Below are 23,811 nucleotides of genomic sequence, written 5' to 3'. Positions count from 1 at the left end.
AATTTTTTCAAAATCGAATAACTTTAGCTCCGATTCGGATGAAGAGTTAAAAGTTAGCTAAAAAAAGGTGACTTTTTCAGTGATCTCGGACAGGTCCACTGTCCCACTCAAATCTGGTTAAATTACAAACAAAGCGGGACGAGGGACCTGTCCCTCTGTCCCATCCCTCTGTCCCACTTAATGCATTCCTTGTTGTGGGGCTTTCGTATAAGCTTGTACCATAACGTTCATATCCTGAGGATTTAGTTGTGGCACTTGATAATAACCATGTTTGTTTTGATAAAGGAATAGTTCATAACTCATTTCAATCATGTTCGGTACACTATCTGCCAAGATACGACGCAACACTGGATGGTTCATCTCTACAGCTGCCATTGTAAGCGAAGAAGCAAGGCCTTTAGTATGACCTAACATAAATGAAGAAAAACATTCATCCGTAAATTCGCTGACAGACTGCTTTGGTTTTTTCGGCTGTCCAGCTTGTACTCCATAAGTAACCTCGTTGCTTTGCTGCATGTTATACTGCTGTGTTGGAACTGTTGGATCTTGGCCAGTTTGAAAGCTTTCTACCATCGTATTGTACAATTGCGTCATAAAAGAAGTTTGACGTTGTAAGATATCTTTTAGCTCTTGATCCTGAATATGTTGGTTATACAGTTGATACTGTTCCAACGCACCAATTAAACCTCCAAGTAATTCATGTGTGTCCATCATCTCATGAGCACCATGGTTATGGCTAATTGTTTGGTTCCCCATATTCTGTGGCATCTGCGCACCGCTTTGCATCTGGTTTTGATTCTGCATATTTTGATTTGGCACAATAGTGACCTCCTATATTTCAGATTCAAGTATAGACTCTCCTCTATAGCGACTTTTATACTAGGCGCCTGGAGGGACACGGGGACAGGTCCTCTGTCCCACTCAAAAACACCATTATCTCTGCAATACACGGTGGGACAAGGGACCTGTCCCCTCGTCCCAAGAGATTCATTTGGATTCTAGTTATGCTCTTCTTCTATTCATGATGAAGAATATGGTTCCAGCGATTATCAAAATTAATCCTGCTAACAGATAATTGAATGTATTTGTAGCAGTGTTAGGTAGTTGATGCTCTTCATCTGCTGTAGTTTTTTTGTGTTCCGGTTTTGAATCGGTTGATTTTTCAAGCGTCAAGACACCGAACACAGATGTGTCCTGATATCCATTACCAGTTGTGTCATTCCATGTGGCAGCACTTTGACGGGCACCATCTTGACCGTCATTAATCTGTACGTCAAAACCGATCTGAGTATTGTTTTCTGGAGTAATCGATCTGAACGGGATCTTCACTTCAACTGTATAGCCATTACCCGATACATGGGTTGCAGATTCGAACCCATCTGCAATGCTTTCAGGATTGAAGGTAGTTTCATTGTCAAAGTTTACTCTATATTGTCCGTCATCGTCTTGGTAGAACGATGTCTTTACATTGTTCTCGTCTACGAAGACTTCAATCGAATCCTGCTCCCATGGATTTTGACTTGATTTGTCAAGCTCCGAGTCGCTTACCTGAATCAATGCGTATAAGTTTTCATTATCCCAAAGGACCTTGGCCACACCGTCTGCTCCCTGCCAAGCCATCTGGTATCGATTAATCGGTAGCTCCGTTACGTCGCTCCATATATCATCGATCGTCCCATCAATTTCAGGAGTTCCAAATGAAGCCGTTCCTTGATTAACCTCTTTCTCCTCTGGCTCATGTTCTGCAATAAATGTATCAGGATCTATCACCGCGTAGTATGCCGGTTTTGCTTGCAAGTCTTTATCGAACAGCAATGGACTTTGGGCAGCTCTCCAGCTCGACGCGTCATTCAGTCCCCAGAATGTGACACGAGAGATGTTGTCAGCGTGTTCTTTGTAAAGCTTAAACAATTGCGCGTATAAATAACCTTGCGCGTTCGCTTGCTCCTCGGTAAGCTCATTGTTATCTCCAGCCCTAATGTCAAGCTCAGTCACGCCTACTTCTACACCTAGGGAGATAAATTTTTCCAAAGAACGCCTTACATTTTCCGGATTCGTATCTAAATGGTAATGTCCTTGCATGCCTATGCCGTCAATTAGAAGATCTCCATCATTATCTGCTGCATAATTCTCATTGATTTCTTTCACCATCTGATAAATGGCTTCCGCTTTGTTCTGATTATCATCATTGTAATCATTATAATAAAGCTTGATATCCCAGCCATTTTCATCAATAACCTCTTTAGCGGCACGGAAAGCTTGCTCTACATAGTCCTCTCCAATCGCTTTGTACCAACCAGATTGACGTAACGATGCTTTCCAATCGGACGGGTTCGGCGGGTTATCGTTCATCGCTTCATTGACCACGTCCCATGAAATCACGTTATCGCCGAAATGCTCAACGGCTGTTTTAACGTGGGTCCTTAAGTTTGTAAGTGCTTCCTCTCGACTTAAAGGATCACCATTTTCATCCGAATGCTGCCAGTCTGCGGACTGCTGGTGCCAAACGAGCACGTGCCCATGAATTTTCAGACCTTCTGCTAAAGCTTTTTCGACAAGCGCATCTTCTGCAGTAAAATCAAATTCTCTTTGATCATTAAATGCATAACCTGGTTTCATTGCATTCTCTGCTGTAACGAGATTGTGATGCAGGTTGAGAAGCTCCAGTCGATTGCCTTCGAATTCTTTAGCTGAAACCGCGTTACCAATTAAGAAATAGTCTTCATACACATCTTTTATTGGTGTTAAATCTTCTTGGACTTCAACCGTTCCTGAACCAGTAGGCTCAAAGCTGATATCATCAATATAGAAAGAAGCTGTACTATTGTTTGAGCTTTCCACATAAATAGTCAAAAATTCGTCGCCTACACTGCTATAACGGTAAATTCCCTCTAACTGAATCCAGCCGTCTTCCGTGCTAATTGTTTTGCCTTGAAGGTTATTGTAACTAGCACCATCACCCTCACCAACCTGTGTGGATAGCTGAATCTGTGAGCTTTCTGGTGAAATCAACTTAACCCAGGCTGAAATTTTATATTCATGTCCCTTATCAACATATTTTTCTACACGCAGTGCTGGACCATGCCAAGTATTGGATCTGTCCTCCACTTTCAAAGCGTAAGAACCGGCCTCGGTATGGTTCGTTTCATCGGTTACGGTCAGCGTTTCCGTACCTGCTCTTCCTTCAAAGCCTCCTGTTGTTTGATCTTCAAAAGTAACTGTTGTGAATTCTAGAGCAGGATCTCTTTCTTCCTCTGGCTCGTCACCCTCTCCAGATGCCGGTGAAGTCATCGTAATGACTACCTTATCAATATAAAAATCCTCTGTATTGTTTTGATCACCATTGTATATTTCAAAATATAATTTCGTTTCACCTGCGTCAGCTGCTATCGAGTAGTCTGTTGTTTTCAGTTCTACCCATTCTGTATGTTCAACAGATGCATTGCCTAGCCATGAATAAGTTGGATCTTCTCCCATTACAATTGTTTGACCTGCTGTTGTTTCTGTCCGCTTCGCATATGCAGTTATTTCATACGTTGCACCTGACTCCAATTTATCATTTAAAACAAGGGCCGGACCTGCATATCCTGCGTCTCGATTACTTACTTTTAAACTCTTACTGCCTGTTTGTGCTTCTTCTTCCGTTAGTTCTAGAGTTGGGTTCCCTCGTTTTACCCAATCAGCAAGATCGGCTTCATCTTCAAAATCATAGGTGATACTTTCAGGTGCTAGTTCCGAATCAGGTGCCGGTCCACCAATCATTTCCGCGATTTGAGTCAGATTCTGATCTGTTACATAATGACGTCCCATAGCATAAGCATCACCATCTGGGTATCCAACTTTAAATGCGTATTTAATACCATTTTCTTGATTCACTTCTTTTGCAGCATCATTATAACTGCCATAAGGATACGCCATCAGAACCGGGTCATTACCTGTGATACTTTTAAGATATTCATTTGCTTGTGAAATTTGTTCCTCCGCTTGTTCCTTCGTTATTTCACTTCGCTTACTACCATCACTCCCCCAAATTTCAGCGTCGTGATCTTTGGAATGGTTTTGTAGACTGACATTTTCCTTATCCACTAAACTTTCCAGCTCATCTTCAGACATGCTGTAATCGCCGTCTATCCAGTCACTTACGACAAACAAAACAGCGTTCATGTCATATTGCTCCAATATTGGAAGAGCATTTTCAATAAAGTCAGGAGTAGCATCGTCAAAAGTCAGTAGAATTGGATTTTCAGGTGCCGTCTCTTTTCCTTCCATGATACTTACATATTGTTCTGCAGACAAAGTGTGATAGCCATTGTCATGAAGGTACTTCATAGTCTGCCCAAACGTTTCAATGCTCGTATCCGTCCACTCATTGGAAGGGTTGTCGACAATTCGATGATAAAGAAAAACTGGAATATCTTCGTTGGTTTCGGCTTCTACAACCGGGGTAATCCAGCTTTGCGGGACCACCAAAAGGACTACAAGAAGTAATAAAATAAATCTTTGAAACTTCCTACTCATTCGTTACATTCCCCCTTTAATAAATTTTGGTATAACTAGTAAAGCGCTTACAATAAGTAAGAACTTAACTCCTCTCACTCTATAATTCTAGCTTGTCATCCAAAAAAAATTAACTATAAAAACTAAAGATTATCCTTCATAAATTAAACATATATTGGTAGTTAACTGTCCTCCCACAGTGGACAACTGTCCACAAGAGGGGTCTGACCCCTTTTTGAGCTTTGTCCCACAAATGAAAAATCACCTACAAGTTGTAGGTGATTTTTATTAATTCCCTTTTTCATCGTTACTTTGTTAATTCTTTTTTGATAGCCAATTCTTTAATATCTCCTCTTCACTTTCACCGATCGTATGAACTGATCATCGTCAACGAAAGGAATTATTCATAACCATAGACCAAAAAGCGTATGCATTGAGTAAAAATGATTTGGCATTTATATTTAATAATCAAATGCGTGATTTAAAACGATGAATCATTCCACTATCAATTATAATGTTTTAAGAGATACCTTTAACGATCTGAGTTAACCCCTCACTAACTAGCGTCGCAGGACGACCAAGAAGCTTTTCAAAATCGTTGCTCTCAACTGCTAGTGAACCTGCCCGAATGCTTTTCTGGATGTCAACAAGAAAAGGAATGAGGAATTCTGGTACGCCAGCATCTTTCATAATATCAGCATAGGTAGCATCATCCACTTGCTTTACAGGAACTTCTTTACCCAATACAGTGCCAAGTGCAGTTGCAATTTCTTCCTGAGTCAGTAACTTTCCGGATAACTCGTAGATTGTGTTTTTGTGCCCACTGCCAGACAGTACTACTGCTGCAGCCTCCGCATAATCTTCTTGTAATGCCCAACCTACTTTTCCATTTCCTGCTGATGTGACCCATGGTGCTCCTGCTAGTACACCCTTTATACTTGAGATTTCGTTTTCCATGTACCAGTTATTACGTAAGAAAGAATAAGGAATGCCTGTTTTTAAAATAGCTTCTTCTGTTACCTTATGCGTAGGAGCTAGGAAGTTTTCGCTTTCTTTAGCGTTTGCTATGCTCGTATAAGCAATAAATTTAACTTCTGCATGCTCTGCAGCAGCTACCGCATTAGCATGCTGATTAATTCTTGTTTCATTGTCTCCATCGGTAGAGATAATTAAAAGCCTGTCAATACCTGCGAATGCAGAATCCAATGTTTCTGGGTGGTCAAAATCTCCTTGGCGAACTTCTACTCCACGAGCTCGTAATCCTTCCGCTTTCTCTGGGTTACGCACACTTACAACCAATTGATTTGCCGGTACAGTCTTTAATAAAGTCTCCACAACTTTTGATCCCAATTTTCCTGTTGCACCTGTTACTAACAATTTCATCACATATTCCTCCTTATTTTTCGTTGTAACACTTATAGTTATAACCTATTTGGTTATAACATAAATATAAAATAAAAGCTCTTAAAGAGCTCTCATTTATTTGAACCTTGTTGTCAGTTGGCTCAAATTCGTTTGTGCCAACCTTTGTTCCATAGCGGACTGAGCTTCTTTCAATTCGGATTGTAGAACCAACTCAATATTCCGTCCAACTGGGCATCGAACATTAGGGTCATCGTGAATACGAAATAATTTGTTCTCTTCCGTTACATTCACAGCCCGATAAATATCAAGAAGAGTAATTTTCTCAGGACTCTTAAGTAAAGAAGCACCTCCTACTCCGGGACGTACTTCCAATAACCCCGCCTTCTTCAACATTCCCATAATTCTTCGAATGATGACTGGATTCGTATTTACGCTATCTGCAATAAAGTCCCCAGTACAATCGTCTGAACTGACTGCAATTAAGGAAAGGGTATGAACAGCAATAGAAAAGCGAGTGCTTATTTGCTTCAAATGAACCACCACCGTTGTAACCATTATAGTTATATCTATTAAGTAAGTCAATTCCGTTGATTAATGTTCGTTTACTTTGCTTTCTTTAGTTAGAAAAAGCGTTTATGAGTGACACGGGGACAGGTCCACTGTCCCACTCAAAACCGCCATTAGCTCTGCAATACACGGTGGGAGTCTGTTCCCCTTTCCCATTGAAAAATCCTAATTGTTCTCTGTCACTTTAAAGTCAATCTTCCCTTTTATCCTATAATCTTTTTTATCGTCTTCCTTGTTTTCAACATAAAAATCCACATAGCCAATCACAACATAATAGCCTGGAAGAAAACCGTCATTTAAAAAGCTTGTCATAAATTCAACATAATCGCTCTCATCCTGGGAGCCATATCCACCGCTTCTCCCATACTCTTCACGAAGTGGCTCCCCTTTTATAAGCGTAGTATTTCTCAGCGGCTCATTCATAGGATAACCAATCTCAAACCCTCGTGTTTTTTCAACCATCGGGAAATTAAACGGTGAAGCAGCGTGATAAATAGTCACCCCTTCTTTATCTCCAATATACTCCAATTCAGAGTATATATTTACTGTTTCATTGTTACGATACTCCCCTTTTTCAGTAACAATACGGTAAATAAAATCGCCCTCTGTTTCTTCGTCTGTCGTATTTAACACGGTGAATTCATCTAATTCTGCTGTAAGCGAATTATTTTCTTGTGCTGAACCACAACTGGCTAAAAAAAATGTTAAAATTAAAGTTCCTACTATAATTATGTTTCTCATATATAAAAATCACCTCATTAAATAGACGAAGAAAAAATCATAAGGTTACTAACTAGCTGTTATTTAAAATCCTGATTCGAGAGTTTAAGTACTCCTCTTCACAACCTCGCGTAGATTTGCTGGATTCTCCTTGGGACAAGGGACCTGTCCCCTCGTCCCAAAGCTACTTTATCGTCTTCCTTTTTTAACAATTTTAATTAGCCATAGTATAAATAAAACCACTATAATAGCCTCAAGTATATCTTGATACCGATCTGTATAATGAATAATCACATCCCACGATTCTCCCACTGATGCACCTAAGAACACAAGAATCGTATTCCAAATCAGCGTTCCCAATGTGGTTAATAGAAGAAATAAACCCATCGGCATCTTTGACATACCTGCTGGAATCGAAATTAAACTACGAACCACTGGAACGAAACGGCAGAAGAAAACGGTCCAAGCTCCATACTTAGTGAACCAACCATCCGCTCGGTAAACATCCTTTTTCGTTACCCGAAGTATGTGCCCCCACTTGCTAACAATTCGCTCAACCCTATCCACATCTAGCTGTAAACCAATAGCATATAAAATAATGGCTCCAATAACAGAGCCTGCTGTGGATGAAAGAACAACACCGACAATCGTTAGACTTGATGTCGTTGTCAAAAATCCACCAAAGGTTAATATAACTTCTGAAGGTATCGGTGGAAAAACATTTTCTAAAGCGACCAAAAAGACAATTCCAAGATAGCCGTATTGTTCCATCATATCCATTAACCAATGCTCCATATTTTCTTCATCCTTCACATTATTAGTGATGGGCGCATGGGACTAGCCCTTTAACTCTTAGTGATCACGGTGGATCATATAATTTAATAAGTGTTTAAGGACGATAGTGTGGTGTGGAGTTTGTTGAATTGCTTCTAAAGCATGACAATAATGATCCCACATTTCTTCCCTCGCACCATCCGTACCTAGCACCGACACAAACGTCGAGTTGTTATTATCAGCATCTTTTCCAATCGCTTTTCCGAGTTTTATCTGATCGCCTTCTACATCAAGCAAATCATCCTTCACCTGAAACATAATTCCAGCATGGTAGGCAAATTTTTTCAAGACTTTCCTCTCTAACTCACTAGCATTAGCAAGGATAGCAGGCATGAGCAGGGAAGCTTCCAATGCAATCCCGGTTTTTTTATGACTAATTGCACGCAATTGTTCCAATGTCAATGGCTTTCCTTTATTATCCAAGTCCATTACTTGCCCCTTGCATAAATCCGTTGTCTTTTGAGCTGAATATTGAATGACTTGAAGCACCGTTTTTGTATCGAACGTATTTAAGGATGCTTGTTCTTCTACAGCTTTCTGTGTCAAAAAGAGCCCGGTTATTTCCGCTATGGCAACATTGTACACCTGATGGACGGTTGTTTTCCCCCTACGCAGCGAAGCATTATCTTGGGAGGGCAAATCATCAAAGATTAAGGAGGCAGTATGCATATATTCCAAAGACCGCAATAGTGGCACAATCGCCGAACGATCTAAACCATATCCGTTCACACCCATGATCCATGCCATTACCGGCCGCAACCTTTTCCCATCTCCTGCTAAACTATAATTGGCAGCATCGGTTATGGGCTCTGTCATTAGAGGGTCGTGAACATTTTTTTCAACCTTTAACACGTCGTTGATTTCACTGCGCGCAGTTTCAACCGTATCTAGAATTGCGTCTTGCTCTTTTCGTTCCTTTTTCAATTCAGCTATCATTTGATCCCGAAGCAGTTTATCAAAGAAATCGACATCATCTGTCTTTTTCACCAACGTATGAATGACCCGATTGAATGCAGGTATCCCTGACGCAAATAGCTCCATTACTTCTTTATATGTATTGGTTCCCTTTTTTTCTTTAAATCGTTTCAAACCATTTATTGCCCCACCTCACGTGTTTTATGATCTGAATGATAGACGTTATGGATCAAGTGAGAGATAACCGTCCAGTATAACTCAAAAGGGTTAATAAGATCTGAGCGTTTTTCATGATAGGTCATGTAATAGGTATATGGTGTTACTGCACCTTCCTCTAAGTCATCAAACATATCCGCAAAATCATCTGCAAGCTGGTTATAAATTCCATAGTAGAATGTTCTGTTGTCAAAACCTTCATCCGTTGGGGCACTAATTAATGAACGAGCAATCATCCGGGAGGCAGCAGATTTTAGGATAATTGGGATAAAAAGTTCTTCATTTTTGTAATTTGGATTAGCTAGGTCCTTTTTGCGATCCAGTTCCTGCGATTGAAAAAACAAATAACTTTGCTCGAAAAATTTTTTCTTCGTTTCTTGTTTCTGATGTACTTGAATATACTCAAACGCTTCCCGCAGCTCCGTATGAATGAATCTAATCAAGTCAGCATTATCTCCCGTCCAATCACCCAACTCCGGTACCGCTCCCGTAATAAGCGTCGTTCTGATTAAATCGGTATATCGTCTTTCTTCTTCATCCGATAAGATGTTTGCATCCAAAAGATCGTCAATAAACGGATAGGTCAGACCATAGGAATAACCTAGCCTGATCGCTACATCGAGCTGCTTCGCTCGTTGTTTAGGAGATAAGCAATCGTCCATTTCTTCCATCACGTGCATGATAACCCCAGCAATAATTTTCATAACTTTTCGCTTTGCTTGCTCTGCATCCATCCCGTATGGAATATGATCGGATACAATCTTTAGTTTGTTTACCACCCAGATCACGGTAGCCTCAATATTTTCCTTCTGAGCCCAGCGATACAGTTTTGACATACTAAACATATCCGTTTGCTCTTTACGATTGTTTTTCAAATACCTTTTTAAACTGTCAACGGCACGCTGGACACTGACTTTTGTCTCTGCTGTGTCCAGGGGCTTGCCCAAATCCCGCATATAGATATAGGAAATGCTTCGATCCAAATAATGATCGAGTTTATCAGTCGCATCCAACCATTGGATATAATGATGATAATCACTAGGAGTTGTTTTTTGTCTCTTTCTACGTAACAAAAAAGGAAATAATGAAGGACGATGGATATGATTGTGTTTCCAGGATTCAATATCTTTCATTAAAGTAGTGACAAAGGTCTTTTCTGAGACTTGCTTATGAAGCGTTTTTAAATAATGTTCAGCCTTTTGCTCGGCGATTCGATAGACTGCATCGGCATTTTTTATTAATTTATCATCCATATGTTACATTACCTCTACTTAAAGCTTATTAATATTCCTTGGAACACCAATTAATGAAGTAAATATCCCAAGCTAACCTAAGCGTTTCATTTAATCGTGTATTTTATTACATATGCTTCTAATATACATCATTATTATAAAAAAACTAACGAAGACCAATTATGTACTCGAAAGTGGTGGTTATTTTCTTTCAAAGCTAATAAAAACAATATGAATCTATATTAACAAGATGAAAGAGGAAATTGGGGTAAACATTTTATTATTACGCGTGAAGTTATCGCAAAGCTAACGGAAGAACAGGAAGAAAAAAGCAAAATAAAAAAAAAGAAAGGGAAAAGACCCTTTCTGCACAGAAAAAAGTATCTGTAAACATATACGTAGAATACATACCACAGACAACGTGAAAAAGGAAGAAATTGAATACACTAAGGAGAAATAATAGGAAAAAAAATGAAAGATTTCTTACTTAACTTAAGAACACTTAACCTTAAGAACGCTTCTGCTTCTTTCTAGAAGAATCAGCCTTTTTACTTCCAATTTCCCTTCTTGTCGTTCCTTGCCCTTCTGTTTCCGATGAACCCAAACCAATTGTTGATGGATTAACTTTTCTTTTTGACACCCTACTCACCTCCCAATTATAGTGTTCCTTAAAATAATTTAGTTATGTAGCTAATCGGTGTCTGTCACCACCTGAATTTCGTCGTTTTATGTCGATAAATTTTTTGCTATAAAATTTTATACGAAACGTGAATCAATTGATATTTGAAAACGCTTACAATTTGTGATATATTATAATTACTAACAATAATAATTAATGAGAGGGTGTATATCATGAAATTTTATGAAGAGTTACCTATCGATGTGTTGATTGCTTTCTATAACGAAATTAATAAAAATATTGAAAAAGGAATCATTACGAAATCTACATATTACGAATTAGGTTTAATCATCTCCGTTATGAATAGAAAAGGGATTCCTTTAAATGATCCAGTTTATTCTGAAACAGACAGCCAAGAGACAATTAGTGCATAAAGCTACCAGTATGTCTGTGGACATGGCTATCACAAAAAATTCAACTTTGCTCCTTACCTCACTCACCTAAGTAACACTTCCAAAAAAGCTAACACAATACGAAATAATACCTTTTATAAGCTATACCTCCCTGGTGTCCTCTCACCTATCTTGTTAATGCCTTGCCCACTTACCAGTTAGCAAACAGCAAAAAGGACAGGAACCTTGCCAAAACAGTGGATACCTGGGACAAGGGACCTGTCCCCATGTCCCAGAAGGAGGTTCTATACTTGTTAAAGCCAGTTGGTATGATTGCGCAATTAAATCAATTAGTGTTTTCGATTGATTTGGTTGGAAATCCTGTCTATGAGTCTGGGTGGTACAAACCGCAAAGAAAACAAAAATTTTACACATTATGGCTGTTTTCAAAAGGTAAAGGCGAGATAATTATCGACGGTAAAAGCTACATTGCTGAGCCAGGTAAGCTTTTTGTTATCGTGCCAGGTATGATTATTGAGAGAAGAGTAATCTCTGATCAGCCACTCGAGCACTACTTTGTCCGGTTCTCTTACGTTCAAATGTACAAAGAGAAAGGGAATTGGATAAGCAGGTCGAGTGATGAAGTTCCGTTTCCCATACAAGGAAGCTACACGATTCAAAACGTCCCACACATTCTGCAAATGTTTGAACAATTGTATCATTTATGGAAAAGAAAAGGTCATATGGCTTCGATGAGAAAGACAATCCTGTTTCTGGATTTGTGGCTTGACATTGCTCGGGATTTTAGAGCACAAAAGGTCGCAGGTAATACAACAGCAGCAATCGATATGACGATTGATTACATGGTTAATCATTTTAGTGGATGCTTATCTTTGGAAGATCTTTCGTCCATAGCAGGTATTAGTAAAAGTCATTATTCAAGGCTATTTAAAAAATACACGGGATATAGTCCAATCGAATATTTAACGCAGCTACGAATTGGTCGAGCCAAAGAACTATTTTCCCTTTCTGATTATAAGCTGAAAGAAATTGCCAATGCTGTTGGATATAAAGATGAATTTTACTTTAGTCGCATCTTCAAAAAGCATGTAGGCATTTCCCCTTCCGAATTTTCCAACACAAATACACCTTTTGCAGAAAATAAATAAGTTACTACATACGGGGGAAGCCCGTTTTTTTTTTTGTTTTTTTAGCTAAGAAAAGCCACGCTTCTTCCTTCCAATCCTACTCTAATTAAAAGTACAATCACCTAACCCATAGCAATATAATCCATGGAAAAAGGTCACTCTATGCATGGTTGAGGGCTTGTGTTAGCAGTACAATAAGGCTTACAACAAATTTTCCTGCTTTCGAAGGAGGTTCATTAAAGCAAGAATGTCCACCGAATTAGCTTTTTTAAAAAAATAATAGTTGGAGGTTTTTTCTTACATGAAGGACTTTTTAAAAATAAAGTCGTTTTTTTTACCTTACAAACGCTATTTCATTTTATCGATGCTTTTCTTAGTAGCCATGACAGGGATGGGGGTACTTGCTCCCCTTCTACTTAAATACCTTGTCGATGATGTCATTTTAAAGGAACAGTATGAACTTGTTCCGTATGTGGCACTAGCAGTAATCGTTGTTGCCATTTTAAAAGGAGCTTTTCAGTTTCTTTCTTCCTACATGGGCCATCAGTTAGGAATTAACACGGTGTACGATTTGCGGAACTCCCTATACCAAAAGCTCCAATATCTATCCTTGGGCTATTACAGCCGCGCAAAGACTGGGGATTTAATGGCACGCCTAACTGGTGACGTTGAAAAGATTCGAAATTTTTTATCTGGGGGAATGGTAAAGTTAACACGAATTTTCTTGACATTTATTGCAGGTTTGTCGGTGATGGCGTTTTATAGCGTTAAATTAACCGCTGTAACATTTATTGTCTTGGGCTTATTGATTGCTGTTGCCTATCGATTCCAGAAAGTCGTGCGCCCTTCCTTTCGTACGATTAGAAAAAGTGTCGCCGATTTAAATACTGGCATTCAGGAGAACATTATGGGCATTCGGACGGTTAAATCATTTGGCCATGAAGCATTCGAAGAGAGTAAGTTTTACCACAGGAATGATGAATTTAAACAAGCGCACTTAGATAGTTCTCGCATTTGGTCTAGATATTTTCCTGTCATGGAAATGCTCGGCGGTTCATGCATTGTCATCTTGTTAGGATATGGTGGTTTCCTTGTTTTGAATGAAGAACTCTCCCTTGGTGCTTTAGTAGCCTTTTTTAGTTTAATTTGGTTAATCGTGAACCCATTAACCGACCTTGGTTTTACGATCAATAATTTTATGCAATCGGTTACTTCTGCGGAACGTTTAAATGAACTTTTAGAAACACCGGAAGATATTCTTTCTCCTCAGGAACCTGTTTACCAACAAAATAATAAGACTGAGATTAACTTTAAGGATGTATCCTTTGGGTATCAAACTAGAAAAGATACACTCTCCGATATTAATCTAGATGTTTCACCAGGCAAAACAATAGGCGTGCTTGGTGCTACCGGATCAGGAAAATCAAGTATTATTCAATTATTGTTTCGTGCCTATGATACAACGGAGGGTGCTGTCCATGTGAACGGAAATGACACTAGACAACTGCATCTTTCTAAACTAAGGAGAGAATTTGGTATCGTCATGCAAGAGCCATTTATCTTTTCGGCAAGTATTCTAGATAATATTCGGTACGGTGATCCCTACGCATCCATGGAAAAAATCATTGATTCCGCAAAATTAGCGGATGCACATGAGTTTATTTCCGAACTGCCTCAGGGTTATGACACGATAGTCGGAGAACGCGGACTTGGATTATCTGGAGGACAAAAGCAGCGCATTGCCATTGCTAGAGCTCTGTTAGTGAATCCTGAAGTTTTAGTTCTAGATGATGCCACGAGCGCCTTAGATATGGAGACCGAGTACCACATTTTATCAAATCTCAAGTCCATGATGACCAACCAATCAACATTTATCATCGCACACCGAATTTCTTCTTTAAAAAATGCCGATGAGATTATCGTGCTAGATAAAGGGAAAATTGTGGAGCGAGGCACCCACCAGGAACTTCTTCAACAAAATGGCATCTATCGTAAAACATACGATGTGCAACATGCAAGCCAAACAGAAAACTTGAGAAGAAGGAGTAGGGCGTTATGAGTATGAGTTCGAGTGCAATCAGTCAGCAACAAAACAAGAGAGACCGCTTTGTTTATCCAGATGATCGTGCCATTGAAAAACCCTTTAACTGGCGGATCATGGTTCGACTCCTACACTATGTAAAGCCGTATCGGTGGACGTATCTCCCTGTTGCCATTCTTTCTTTACTGCTAAGTACCGCGGTAAAATTAGCTGTTCCTTTTTTAATTGGATATGCGGTAGACTATGCCCTGCGTCCACAGAATGTAAACCTATTAACAACATTAATTATCACGATCGCCATTTTATATATTTTGCAAGGTTTCTTTAATATGTTAAGGATACGCTTTACAACCATTTTGGGGCAAAATGTTGTTTTTGACCTCCGAAAAAAGCTGTTTAACCATGTGGAGAATCTTTCGTTTCGCTTTTTTGATAAGCGGACAGAAGGCTCGATCATTGTTCGCTTAAACAATGATGTAAATAGTTTACAAGAATTATTTACCAATGGTTTAATCAATATCGTTATGGATCTGATTATGCTGTTTGGGATTATTTCCATGCTGTTCATTTTAAATGTGAAACTAACGATAGCCGTCATGATCGTCTTACCGATTATGGTTTTACTATCCACGAAAATGAGGCGCAAAATTCGCAAAGGATGGCAGCGTGTCAGGCTGATTCAGTCACGGATGAATTCCCATTATAATGAGGCTATTCAAGGGATCCGCGAGACACAGACATTTGTGCAGGAAAAGGAAAATATTAAGTACTTTAAAGGAATGAACCAGCGAAACACGAATGCACTTTACCAATCTACTAGATTAAGCTCTCTGTTACCGCCATTTGTTGAAGTGACAGGTGCCGTTGGGACGGCAGCCCTGTTTTGGTACGGCGCGCATTTATTACAAGCTGGTGAAATATCAATTGGGATTATCGTTGCGTTTGCAAGTTATATCGGGAACTTCTGGGAGCCAATTTCTCGTCTTGGAAATATTTATAATCAATTGTTAAGGGCAATGGCTTCATCGGAACGAATCTTTGAGTTTATGGATGAAAAGCCACATATTAAGGAAATGCCGGATGCTAAACCGTTAGTTGTTAATCAAGGAAAAGTCACGTTCGATCAGGTGCAATTTGCCTATGAAAAAGACCGTGTAGCTTTAAAGGAATTCTCGTTGCATGTCGATGCCGGAGAGACAGTGGCATTGGTCGGCCATACCGGATCAGGAAAAACAACCGTTGTCAATCTATTGTGCCGCTTCTATGACCCTAGTTCTGGCAGAATCTTGATTGATCATCAGGATATTACCAAAGTAACGAACGCCAGCTTAAGGGAAAATATTAGTCTCGTCATGCAGGATTCGTTTTTATTTTCCGGAACGATTATGGATAACATCAGGTACGGTCGTTTAGATGCAACAGATGAAGAAGTAATCGCCGCTGCCAAAGCCGTTCATGCAGATTCCTTTATCATGCAGCTGCCATATGGGTATCAAACCGAGGTAGAAGAACGTGGAAGAATGCTTTCTGTGGGCCAACGACAACTGATTTCGTTCGCACGAGCGCTCCTAGCCGAACCGAAAATATTGATTCTTGATGAAGCGACTTCCAGTATTGATACAGAGACGGAAGTAAAGATACAAAAAGGGATGAAAGAACTGATCAATAACCGCACTTCCTTCATCGTCGCCCACCGATTATCTACGATTCAAAACGCAGACAAAATTGTCGTGCTTGACCATGGAGAAATCGTTGAAATTGGCAATCATGAATTGCTAATGGCGAAGAATGGGGTTTATGCAAATTTAGTTAAAGTACAAAACCGATTTTTGGAAGAGGATAAAGGGGTCTGACCCCTCTTATGGACACTTGTCCACTGTGGGAGGACAAATAGGCAGAGGGAGCTTTCCCCTTGTCCCAAACAAAAAACAGGACGCTTCCCAAATTAGGGATTGCATCCTGTTACTTCACTGCGCCTCTTGTTAAGCCTCCGATAATCCATTTTTGTGCAAATAAATACACGATGATCATGGGCAATAGTGCCATTAAATAAGAAGCAAAAGCTAAATTATAATTGGCACTAAATTCCGATTGAAATACGTATTGCACTAACGGCAAGGTCGCATCGTCTTTATCTACTAAAATAATTAATGGCAATAAGAAATCGTTCCATGCTTTTAAACAAGTAAGTATAGCGATTGTTGCATTCATTGGTGAAAGCAGCGGGAAAATAACCTTCCAAAAGATCTTCCACGTGCTGGCACCGTCCATAATTGCAGCTTCTTCTAACTCCTTAGGAATGGATTTGATATAACCGACATATAAGAACACATTAAAAGCTAAACCAAATACAACATATAAAAATATTAATCCTACTACATTATCTAGTCCCCAACTACTCATTTGTTTTACTAAAGGAAGCATGAGAATTGGAAAAGGAATAAAGAGTGCACTAACGAAATAGTAGTATAAAAATTTAAAAAAGCGTAAGTGCATGTTTCTCGCAATCGCGTATGCAACCATCGAGTTTGTTAGTACGGTTAAAACAACAGAGAATATTGTAACTATTGCACTATTTTTAAAAGCATTAAAGAAATTAGTCATTTCAATAGCCTTTATAAAATTCTCAAAATGAAAAACCTTTGGAAATGCCCAAATCGATTGCGCCATTTCAACAGGTGTTTTCACAGCGATGACAAATGTTAAATATAGTGGAAAAATAATCGTAAGTGCACCTATACACAATAAAATCGTAATTGGCCAATTCGTTTTTTTTATATTCACTATAACTCAACCTCCCTCTTTTGAAGAAAGTAAATTTGCAGGACCGAAATGAGTACAATTGCTATTAAGTAAAGAACCGCATTGGCAGATTGATAAGCAAAATCACCGTCCTGGAAAGCTCCGCGATAAATCAATAAAGAGATAGTCTCCGTTGAAGTACCTGGTCCACCGTTTGTAAGTGCAACGATATGATCAAAAGCCATTAAAAATTCCCGCATTGCTACTACAACATTAATCGTAAAGAAAGGAGCAATTAGCGGGAAAGTAATCTTCCAAAATTCAATCCATCTGGATGCTCCATCAATTCTTGCTGCTTCATATAACTCCATTGGTACCGTTTGTAATCCAGCTAAATATAAAATGGTATTAAACGCAACGGCTTGCCAAACAGCGACTAGTACAATGCCGATCCATGCCAGGTTTGGATTTCCTAATATATTTTTTTCTAGCAAACCAATTCCTAAGCTGGCACCTAACTCTGGAATAACATGAGAAAAAATAAATCCGAAAATGAACCCTATGATTAACACACTTAAAATATTTGGCAGAAAGTAAATTGCCCGAAGTGTCTTCTGAAATTTAATTTTCGCATTTAACCCGAGCGCAACAAACAGGCTAATCACGTTTACCAAGATGGTAGATAGAATAGAATAACCAAAGGTAAAACTATAGGCGTGTTGCGTTCGATCATCTCGAAAGAATCGAAGGAAATTATCCAGACCTACAAATTCCCAATCCCCATAGCCTTTCCAATTTGTAAAACTGTAGAAAATCCCTTGTATCGTTGGGTAAGTTTGAAATAAAAAGAAAAGTACCATAGCAGGAATGGTCATAACATAAAACGTATGTTTTTTGGCCACAGAAACCCAACTCCTTCCTTTGACATTGAAAATAATATATATAAGAGCCTGCCCCCTCCAGGTCTACAACAGTTCGTAACTAGGGGGAAAAACATTATAACCATTGCAGGTGGAGGGAGTATGGCTCTTTTCAACTATAATAGGAAAATAACTTTAGTTAGCTACTGCAGCGTCCCAATCTTTATCCATTTTCTTTAAGAATGCGTCTTTATCTCCGTCGATTAAGAATTCTTGGATAGACTGTGCAGCCGGGAACCCTGCTGGATAGTAATGTGTTGGTGCTTGACGAATCTTACCTTCAGCTAGTTTATCTTTTAATGGCTCCATAATTGGATCAATATAAGTTACGTTGTTCATTGCAGAGATTGCGAATTGCTCTTCCATATATTGTGTTGCATTTTCTTCTTCGTACATAAATTCAATGAATTTCATTGTTTCCTCTGGGTGTTCTGCGTCCTTTGGCATTGTAAATAATACATCTACACTGGCAACAAACATGTTTTCATCTGCATCATTAAGCGCAGGTAATGTGAACATTCCTAATTCAATATCAGGATTAAACTCTTTGATTGCTGGCACAGCGAAGTTACCTTGCAAGTACATCACACTTTCTCCGTTAGCAAATGCTTGGTTTCCGTCAGCATAAGATTTACCAAATACATCATTGTGGCTGTAATCACGAAGCGTTAGCATCTTATCTGCTACCTCACTATAACGATCAATAAATGTTGCTTCTCCCTCTGTTTTGCTTTGTGCAAAGTCATCACCAGCAATGTTAATTACTAGATCATTCCAAGGAACAGTAATCGTCCAAGCGTCTTTCCACGTGTGGTAGAACGGTACTTCTCCGGCAGCTTCAATTTTATCTGCTACTTCGATAAATTCATCCCAAGTAGTTGGAATTTCTAGCCCTAGTTCTTTAAATTTTGCTTTATTATAAAGTACACCAACCGCATTACCTGCATAAGGAATACCATAAACGTTCTCTTCATCATAGCTTACTATATCTTTTACTTGATATAAGAATCCTTCATTAATATCATCAACGAGTGGTGAATCTGTGAAATCTTTTAGTACGCCTGCTCGTCCTAGCTCTCCAAAAGTTGGATTCCCGCCCGTGGCAATAATGTCAGGAAGGTCATTTTTTGTTAACCTTGTTTTCAGTACAGTTAATGAATCAGGTTGTGATACTACTTCCACTTTAATATTCGGATTTTCCGCTTCAAATTTGTCTACTAATCTTTGATATGTTTCTGGGTTCTCTGTTTTAGTAGAGAATAATTCCAGCTCTACAACTTCTCCTTCATTACTAGATGAATCTGTTTCTTCATTGTTTGCACTGTCATTAGATGCATTCCCTACCTCTGAATTACATCCTGCAAGTACTAGTACAGCAAATACTGCAGCTAATAGAATAGATAAAAACTTTTTATTATTGAACATAATAAATCCTCCCTTTACTTATCAATGAAATTTAAGATTGCTTGCACTGGATAATGATCTGATGGAAAAAGACCATCTACTTTTTCTCTAATTATTTCTGTTTTTTCCACAAGAAAATGATTCGTCACAAAAATATAATCGATTGTTTTTCCGTGCATTCCCCCCTCAAAGTTATGAAATGTGTTACCTGCTTCTATTCCTCTTTCATGGAAGTATTGGAAGCTGTTTATAAATGGTGAATCTTCTTTATTTAATTGGGCGATTGCAGGGTTAGTTGGCTCTGCATTAAAATCTCCCATTAATACCATAGCTTGTTTTCCTGTTAAATTACTGCCTTCTATATGGTTTAAAATAACTTGTAAACCTTTGATTCTTGCTTGTTCACCAATGTGATCCAAGTGCGTATTAAATACAATAAATTCTCGACTTGGCTCATCTACTAACTGGAAGCTTGCACGTGTACAAATTCTGGGTAAATGGGAATCCCATGATTGACTCCCCGGAATGCTCGGTGTTTCTGATAACCAAAACGTTTCGTGCTCTAACAAAGTTACTCGTTTAGGGTCAAAGAATATGGCAGATAATTCATCGTCCATACCTCCTCTTCTTCCTTCCCCAACCCACTTCAAATCCGGAGCGCGTTCCGTAATCTCCTGTAGCATTTCATACCGGGCTTCTTGTACACCAATAACGGAAGCGTTGGATGATTTTATCACACTTGCTGCAGCATCCTTTCGATATTTCCATTGGTTGCTGCCATCCGCTTCAACTGGAATTCTTAGATTAAATGTCATCACTTTCATTGCCTTCAACTCCCTTTCAATGGAATTTCCTCTGACTTTTCGTGCAATTCCAGTAATTGTCCAACATTCTCAATAATTACATCAGGTCGAATAGATGACTGGATTACATCTGTCTCATTGGTTACCCCACTTAACACCAAGACCGTTTTCATCCCCATGTCATTCCCAAACAATATATCTGTTTCCAACTTGTCTCCAACAACTACACATTGTTTAGGGTCCATATCAAGAAGGTTCAAAATAAATTCAATATAATATTTGGATGGCTTCCCAATAATTTTTGCAGGAACATTACTAGCTGTCTCAAATGCTTTAATTAAAGAGCCCGTGTCTGGTTCAAAACTATCTTGAATAGGGCAAAAAGGATCAATATTTGTACCGATAAAAATAGCTCCATTTCTAATAGCTTTCATCCCTTTGTCTAACTTTTCATACGTAAACTGCTTGTCCATAGCCACCAGTACATGTGTTGCATCCTTTTCATCAAATGTGATTGGTATTTTTTGTGACTCTAACTCATGCATCGCAGCATAACCACCTATCACCATTACTCTCGGATTTGAATAATTGTTCTTAATATAAAGAGCTGAAAGGTAGATCGATGTAATAATTTCTTGTAATTCAGCAGTAATATTCATCATCTTCAAACGTTGTTGAACAGCTTCACGTGTCCAGGTAGATGTATTCGTAATAAATAATAACTGCTTACCATTGCCTCTAAGCTGATCCATTGTTTCTTTGGACCCTGGCAGAGGTTTGTTTTCTACATACAGGGTTCCATCAAGATCAAATAAGTAAGCATGGATGTCATCCAACAACTTTAAAACCTCCTCATGCAACATAACTTCTACTAGTGGATTTTTTGCAATTAGAAAAACCCTCCATAAAGTCATAGCGAAATAGAATCTACATCATAGACAGATGTGGACCGAATTTAAGCTATCACTTCATGAAGGGCTTTCTCATTTAACTCAACCCAAGTGAAGTTGATTATTATTTTGTTTCCTTGTCTATTACAATAACAACCAATTATTAACTATGTGTTAATTAAATATAAAGGGTTTGTAAATTTCTCAGTTGGCTTCTTTTTTGCAATGAGTTATGTGTTACATTCTAAGAAAGTGATCATACCAATTATAAGAAAAGAGGGAGTTTTTTTGGAAATTGCAACTTTATTAAAGAATAACAGACTTATTGCTGCTGCTCCTCCTGAAAATCTAGAAAATGCTTTAAACTCCAATGTTAGTTTTATTATATTAATGAATGGTACGCTTTCCTTTTTCATTGACCATTTTAAAGACAATGAAAAGCTTTCCAAGCCATTGTTCATTCACACTGATTTGATGAAGGGATTAAATAATGACAAAGAAGCATTCCGTTTTTTAGCGAGTACAATAAAACCTGCTGGAATTGTAACTACGAAGAATCATATGATCAGAGCAGCAAAAAAGGAAAATTTTCTAACGATTATGCGTGTTTTTCTCATCGATACAAATTCATTAAAATTGGCTATTCGTAATATTAAAGAAAACAAACCAGATGCCGTCGAAGTAATGCCTGGTATCGCACCGCAGATTGTTAAAATACTAAAAAAGGAAATTGAGCAACCGATCATTCTTGGCGGATTAATTTGGAATGAAAAGCAAATAGAAAAAGCACTAAAAGCTGGAGCTGACGGCGTTTCAATGAGTAAAGAAGGCATGTGGAATAGTCTATATTAGAGCGGACATGGGGACAGGTCCACTGTCACACCATTTAATTAGTTGAGACGAGTGACCTGTCTCTGAACTTTAATTTCCCATTTCTAACCCCTCTCCAATTTATCTGTCCTTATACACTATTTTTATTAACTTAGGTTTAATACAGTGTAAAAAATACTTTATATTATAAAAGACATGTAAACCAACGAAATATGATCATAAAACAAAGTCGCGTTATATCAGAATTTTATGCTGATTAGCGATCCTTTACAAGAATGTTACATATTGCAGATTCGTTCACTTAGAACAAAGTAAGCAAAGTACTTTATGCATTGTGTACATTTTAATCCAAGTCTATTTCATCTAACATGTTACCCAAATAGTAAGGGAGGGTACTCAATGGCGAAACTGAGTTTAGCTAATATTGAAAAGAAATATGATAAAGATGTGACAGCAGTATCTAACTTTAATCTAGACATTGGAGACAAGGAATTCATCGTGTTTGTCGGCCCATCTGGTTGCGGAAAATCAACGACTCTCAGAATGATTGCTGGATTAGAAGATATTACTGATGGTGACTTAGTACTTGATGACAAACGTGTCAATGATGTTGCGCCAAAGGATAGAGATATTGCAATGGTGTTTCAAAATTATGCCTTATATCCACACATGGACGTTTATAACAATATGGCTTTTGGATTAAAATTACGGAAAGTTTCTAAAAAAGAAATAGATGCTAAAGTGAATGAAGCAGCTACGATTCTTGGATTAGAAGCTTATCTTAACCGTAAGCCTAAAGCATTATCTGGTGGGCAAAGACAACGTGTTGCACTTGGAAGAGCAATTGTTCGTGATGCAAAAGTATTCTTAATGGACGAGCCTTTATCTAATTTGGATGCAAAACTCCGTGTGCAAATGCGTACCGAAATTCAAAAATTACACCAACGACTTCAAACAACAACCATTTATGTTACCCACGATCAAACAGAAGCAATGACAATGGCTAGTCGTTTAGTTGTAATGAAAGATGGAGTTATTCAACAAGTTGGATCACCAAAAGAAGTGTACGATAGACCTGACAATGTATTTGTAGCAGGGTTTATTGGTTCTCCAGCTATGAACTTTTTTAAGGGGAAACTTTCAGGTGGCTATGTTCATTTAGATACATCTATTTCTATCAAATTACCTGAAAATACCTGGAAGCAACTTATTGAACAAGGTTATAACAATAAAGAAATAATACTAGGAATTCGTCCAGAAGATATTCATGATAATCCTGAATATGTTAACGAATCAGATGCAAAAATCAGTAGTAAAATTGAAGTTGCTGAATTACTTGGAGCAGAAACATACCTTTATTCATCGATAAATGACCAAAGCTTTATTGCACGAGTCGATGCAAGGCCGGAAATAACTGAAGGAGAAAAAACAGATTTAGCATTTGATATGACAAAAACACACTTTTTTGATTTAGACACAGAATTAAGAATCCAATAAGCCCGAAGTTAAGGCGGGACACGGGGTCAGGTCCCGTGTCCCTCTGCCTATTTGTCCTCCCACAGTGGCCAAGTGTCCATAAGAGGGGTCAGTAAGCTTACCCCTGTCAAGTAGACACATAAGGTTTGGGGTCATGCTGCCAATTTACTTTTATATTGAACTGGAGCTGATGATCCTA

General features: G+C 38.5%; 18 protein-coding genes and 1 pseudogene. 6 read left to right on the top strand and 13 right to left on the bottom strand.

Annotated features, from left to right (window positions below; translation table 11 throughout):
- Window positions 1–177: 177 nt before the first annotated feature.
- The 8 genes and pseudogenes from JOC48_RS20610 to JOC48_RS20575 form a co-directional block, all read right to left on the bottom strand.
- Window positions 178–804 (bottom strand): spore coat protein, encoded by a 627-nt coding sequence (locus JOC48_RS20610; RefSeq protein ID WP_204502304.1) that lies wholly within the window; start codon window positions 802–804, stop codon window positions 178–180.
- A 198-nt stretch (window positions 805–1,002) separates the two neighbouring features.
- A complete protein-coding gene (locus JOC48_RS20605) occupies window positions 1,003–4,518 on the bottom strand; it encodes an endo-1,4-beta-xylanase (protein ID WP_204502300.1) in 3,516 nt (1,171 codons plus the stop codon).
- 498 nt (window positions 4,519–5,016) lie between these two features.
- On the bottom strand, window positions 5,017–5,880 hold the full coding sequence (locus tag JOC48_RS20600) for an SDR family oxidoreductase (protein ID WP_204502299.1): 864 nt from the start codon (window positions 5,878–5,880) through the stop codon (window positions 5,017–5,019).
- A 96-nt stretch (window positions 5,881–5,976) separates the two neighbouring features.
- On the bottom strand, window positions 5,977–6,393 hold the full coding sequence (locus JOC48_RS20595; RefSeq protein WP_204502298.1) for an Rrf2 family transcriptional regulator: 417 nt from the start codon (window positions 6,391–6,393) through the stop codon (window positions 5,977–5,979).
- A 201-nt stretch (window positions 6,394–6,594) separates the two neighbouring features.
- Window positions 6,595–7,170, bottom strand: coding sequence for a hypothetical protein (locus tag JOC48_RS20590; protein ID WP_239584515.1), 576 nt, complete (start codon window positions 7,168–7,170; stop codon window positions 6,595–6,597).
- Between the two features lie 168 nt (window positions 7,171–7,338).
- Entirely contained in the window at window positions 7,339–7,944 is a 606-nt protein-coding gene (locus JOC48_RS20585; RefSeq protein ID WP_204502297.1) for a DedA family protein, read from the bottom strand.
- Window positions 7,945–8,001: 57 nt separating this feature from the next.
- Window positions 8,002–10,367 (bottom strand): annotated as a pseudogene (locus JOC48_RS21815) (polyprenyl synthetase family protein).
- 487 nt (window positions 10,368–10,854) lie between these two features.
- Window positions 10,855–10,986, bottom strand: coding sequence for a YuzL family protein (locus JOC48_RS20575; RefSeq protein WP_204502296.1), 132 nt, complete (start codon window positions 10,984–10,986; stop codon window positions 10,855–10,857).
- A 212-nt stretch (window positions 10,987–11,198) separates the two neighbouring features.
- Here JOC48_RS20575 and JOC48_RS20570 point away from each other — a divergent pair, with 212 nt between their 5' ends.
- The 4 genes from JOC48_RS20570 (at window position 11,199) to JOC48_RS20555 (ending at window position 16,399) form a co-directional block, all read left to right on the top strand.
- Window positions 11,199–11,399, top strand: a complete 201-nt coding sequence (locus tag JOC48_RS20570; RefSeq protein WP_204502295.1) for a hypothetical protein — start codon at window positions 11,199–11,201, stop codon at window positions 11,397–11,399.
- A 269-nt stretch (window positions 11,400–11,668) separates the two neighbouring features.
- Window positions 11,669–12,526: an AraC family transcriptional regulator gene (locus tag JOC48_RS20565; RefSeq protein ID WP_204502294.1), complete on the top strand. Its 858-nt coding sequence runs from the start codon at window positions 11,669–11,671 to the stop codon at window positions 12,524–12,526.
- Window positions 12,527–12,806: 280 nt separating this feature from the next.
- On the top strand, window positions 12,807–14,564 hold the full coding sequence (locus JOC48_RS20560) for an ABC transporter ATP-binding protein (RefSeq protein ID WP_204502293.1): 1,758 nt from the start codon (window positions 12,807–12,809) through the stop codon (window positions 14,562–14,564).
- A complete protein-coding gene (locus JOC48_RS20555; protein WP_204502292.1) occupies window positions 14,561–16,399 on the top strand; it encodes an ABC transporter ATP-binding protein in 1,839 nt (612 codons plus the stop codon). Before JOC48_RS20560 ends, JOC48_RS20555 begins: the two co-directional genes overlap by 4 nt.
- Window positions 16,400–16,508: 109 nt before the next feature.
- Here the strand turns inward: JOC48_RS20555 and JOC48_RS20550 are convergent, their stop codons facing one another.
- From JOC48_RS20550 to JOC48_RS20530, 5 genes are all read right to left on the bottom strand, one after another.
- The gene (locus tag JOC48_RS20550) at window positions 16,509–17,333 is read right to left on the bottom strand and encodes an ABC transporter permease subunit (protein ID WP_204502302.1); all 825 of its coding nucleotides are present in this window, start codon (window positions 17,331–17,333) and stop codon (window positions 16,509–16,511) included.
- Window positions 17,330–18,163 carry a carbohydrate ABC transporter permease gene (locus JOC48_RS20545; RefSeq protein ID WP_204502301.1) on the bottom strand — a complete coding sequence of 278 codons (834 nt, stop codon included), beginning with the start codon at window positions 18,161–18,163 and terminating at the stop codon, window positions 17,330–17,332. Before JOC48_RS20545 ends, JOC48_RS20550 begins: the two co-directional genes overlap by 4 nt.
- Before the next feature lie 180 nt (window positions 18,164–18,343).
- On the bottom strand, window positions 18,344–19,633 hold the full coding sequence (locus JOC48_RS20540; protein WP_204502291.1) for an ABC transporter substrate-binding protein: 1,290 nt from the start codon (window positions 19,631–19,633) through the stop codon (window positions 18,344–18,346).
- 14 nt (window positions 19,634–19,647) lie between these two features.
- Window positions 19,648–20,436 carry an endonuclease/exonuclease/phosphatase family protein gene (locus tag JOC48_RS20535; RefSeq protein WP_204502290.1) on the bottom strand — a complete coding sequence of 263 codons (789 nt, stop codon included), beginning with the start codon at window positions 20,434–20,436 and terminating at the stop codon, window positions 19,648–19,650.
- Window positions 20,437–20,441: 5 nt separating this feature from the next.
- Window positions 20,442–21,254 (bottom strand): HAD-IIA family hydrolase, encoded by an 813-nt coding sequence (locus tag JOC48_RS20530; RefSeq protein ID WP_204502289.1) that lies wholly within the window; start codon window positions 21,252–21,254, stop codon window positions 20,442–20,444.
- Window positions 21,255–21,593: 339 nt separating this feature from the next.
- Here JOC48_RS20530 and JOC48_RS20525 point away from each other — a divergent pair, with 339 nt between their 5' ends.
- Window positions 21,594–22,157, top strand: a complete 564-nt coding sequence (locus JOC48_RS20525; RefSeq protein WP_204502288.1) for a glycerol-3-phosphate responsive antiterminator — start codon at window positions 21,594–21,596, stop codon at window positions 22,155–22,157.
- Between the two features lie 378 nt (window positions 22,158–22,535).
- The gene (locus JOC48_RS20520) at window positions 22,536–23,633 is read left to right on the top strand and encodes an ABC transporter ATP-binding protein (protein WP_204502287.1); all 1,098 of its coding nucleotides are present in this window, start codon (window positions 22,536–22,538) and stop codon (window positions 23,631–23,633) included.
- Window positions 23,634–23,811 lie beyond the last annotated feature (178 nt).

It is taken from the genome of Aquibacillus albus (assembly GCF_016908325.1).
Lineage (GTDB): Bacteria > Bacillota > Bacilli > Bacillales > Amphibacillaceae > Aquibacillus_A > Aquibacillus_A albus.
This window is presented reverse-complemented; position numbering and strand designations above follow the sequence as displayed.

Bases quoted from the DNA above. Each gene is read 5' to 3' on its own strand.
- JOC48_RS20585 (WP_204502297.1), bottom strand. From the start codon at position 7,944: ATGGAGCATTGGTTAATGGATATGATGGAACAATACGGCTATCTTGGA.
- JOC48_RS20545 (WP_204502301.1), bottom strand. From the start codon at position 18,163: ATGACCATTCCTGCTATGGTACTTTTCTTTTTATTTCAAACTTACCCA.
- JOC48_RS20560 (WP_204502293.1), top strand. From the start codon at position 12,807: ATGAAGGACTTTTTAAAAATAAAGTCGTTTTTTTTACCTTACAAACGC.
- JOC48_RS20600 (WP_204502299.1), bottom strand. From the start codon at position 5,880: ATGAAATTGTTAGTAACAGGTGCAACAGGAAAATTGGGATCAAAAGTT.
- JOC48_RS20540 (WP_204502291.1), bottom strand. From the start codon at position 19,633: ATGTTCAATAATAAAAAGTTTTTATCTATTCTATTAGCTGCAGTATTT.
- JOC48_RS20590 (WP_239584515.1), bottom strand. From the start codon at position 7,170: ATGAGAAACATAATTATAGTAGGAACTTTAATTTTAACATTTTTTTTA.
- JOC48_RS20520 (WP_204502287.1), top strand. From the start codon at position 22,536: ATGGCGAAACTGAGTTTAGCTAATATTGAAAAGAAATATGATAAAGAT.
- JOC48_RS20535 (WP_204502290.1), bottom strand. From the start codon at position 20,436: ATGAAAGTGATGACATTTAATCTAAGAATTCCAGTTGAAGCGGATGGC.
- JOC48_RS20555 (WP_204502292.1), top strand. From the start codon at position 14,561: ATGAGTATGAGTTCGAGTGCAATCAGTCAGCAACAAAACAAGAGAGAC.
- JOC48_RS20605 (WP_204502300.1), bottom strand. From the start codon at position 4,518: ATGAGTAGGAAGTTTCAAAGATTTATTTTATTACTTCTTGTAGTCCTT.
- JOC48_RS20570 (WP_204502295.1), top strand. From the start codon at position 11,199: ATGAAATTTTATGAAGAGTTACCTATCGATGTGTTGATTGCTTTCTAT.
- JOC48_RS20610 (WP_204502304.1), bottom strand. From the start codon at position 804: ATGCAGAATCAAAACCAGATGCAAAGCGGTGCGCAGATGCCACAGAAT.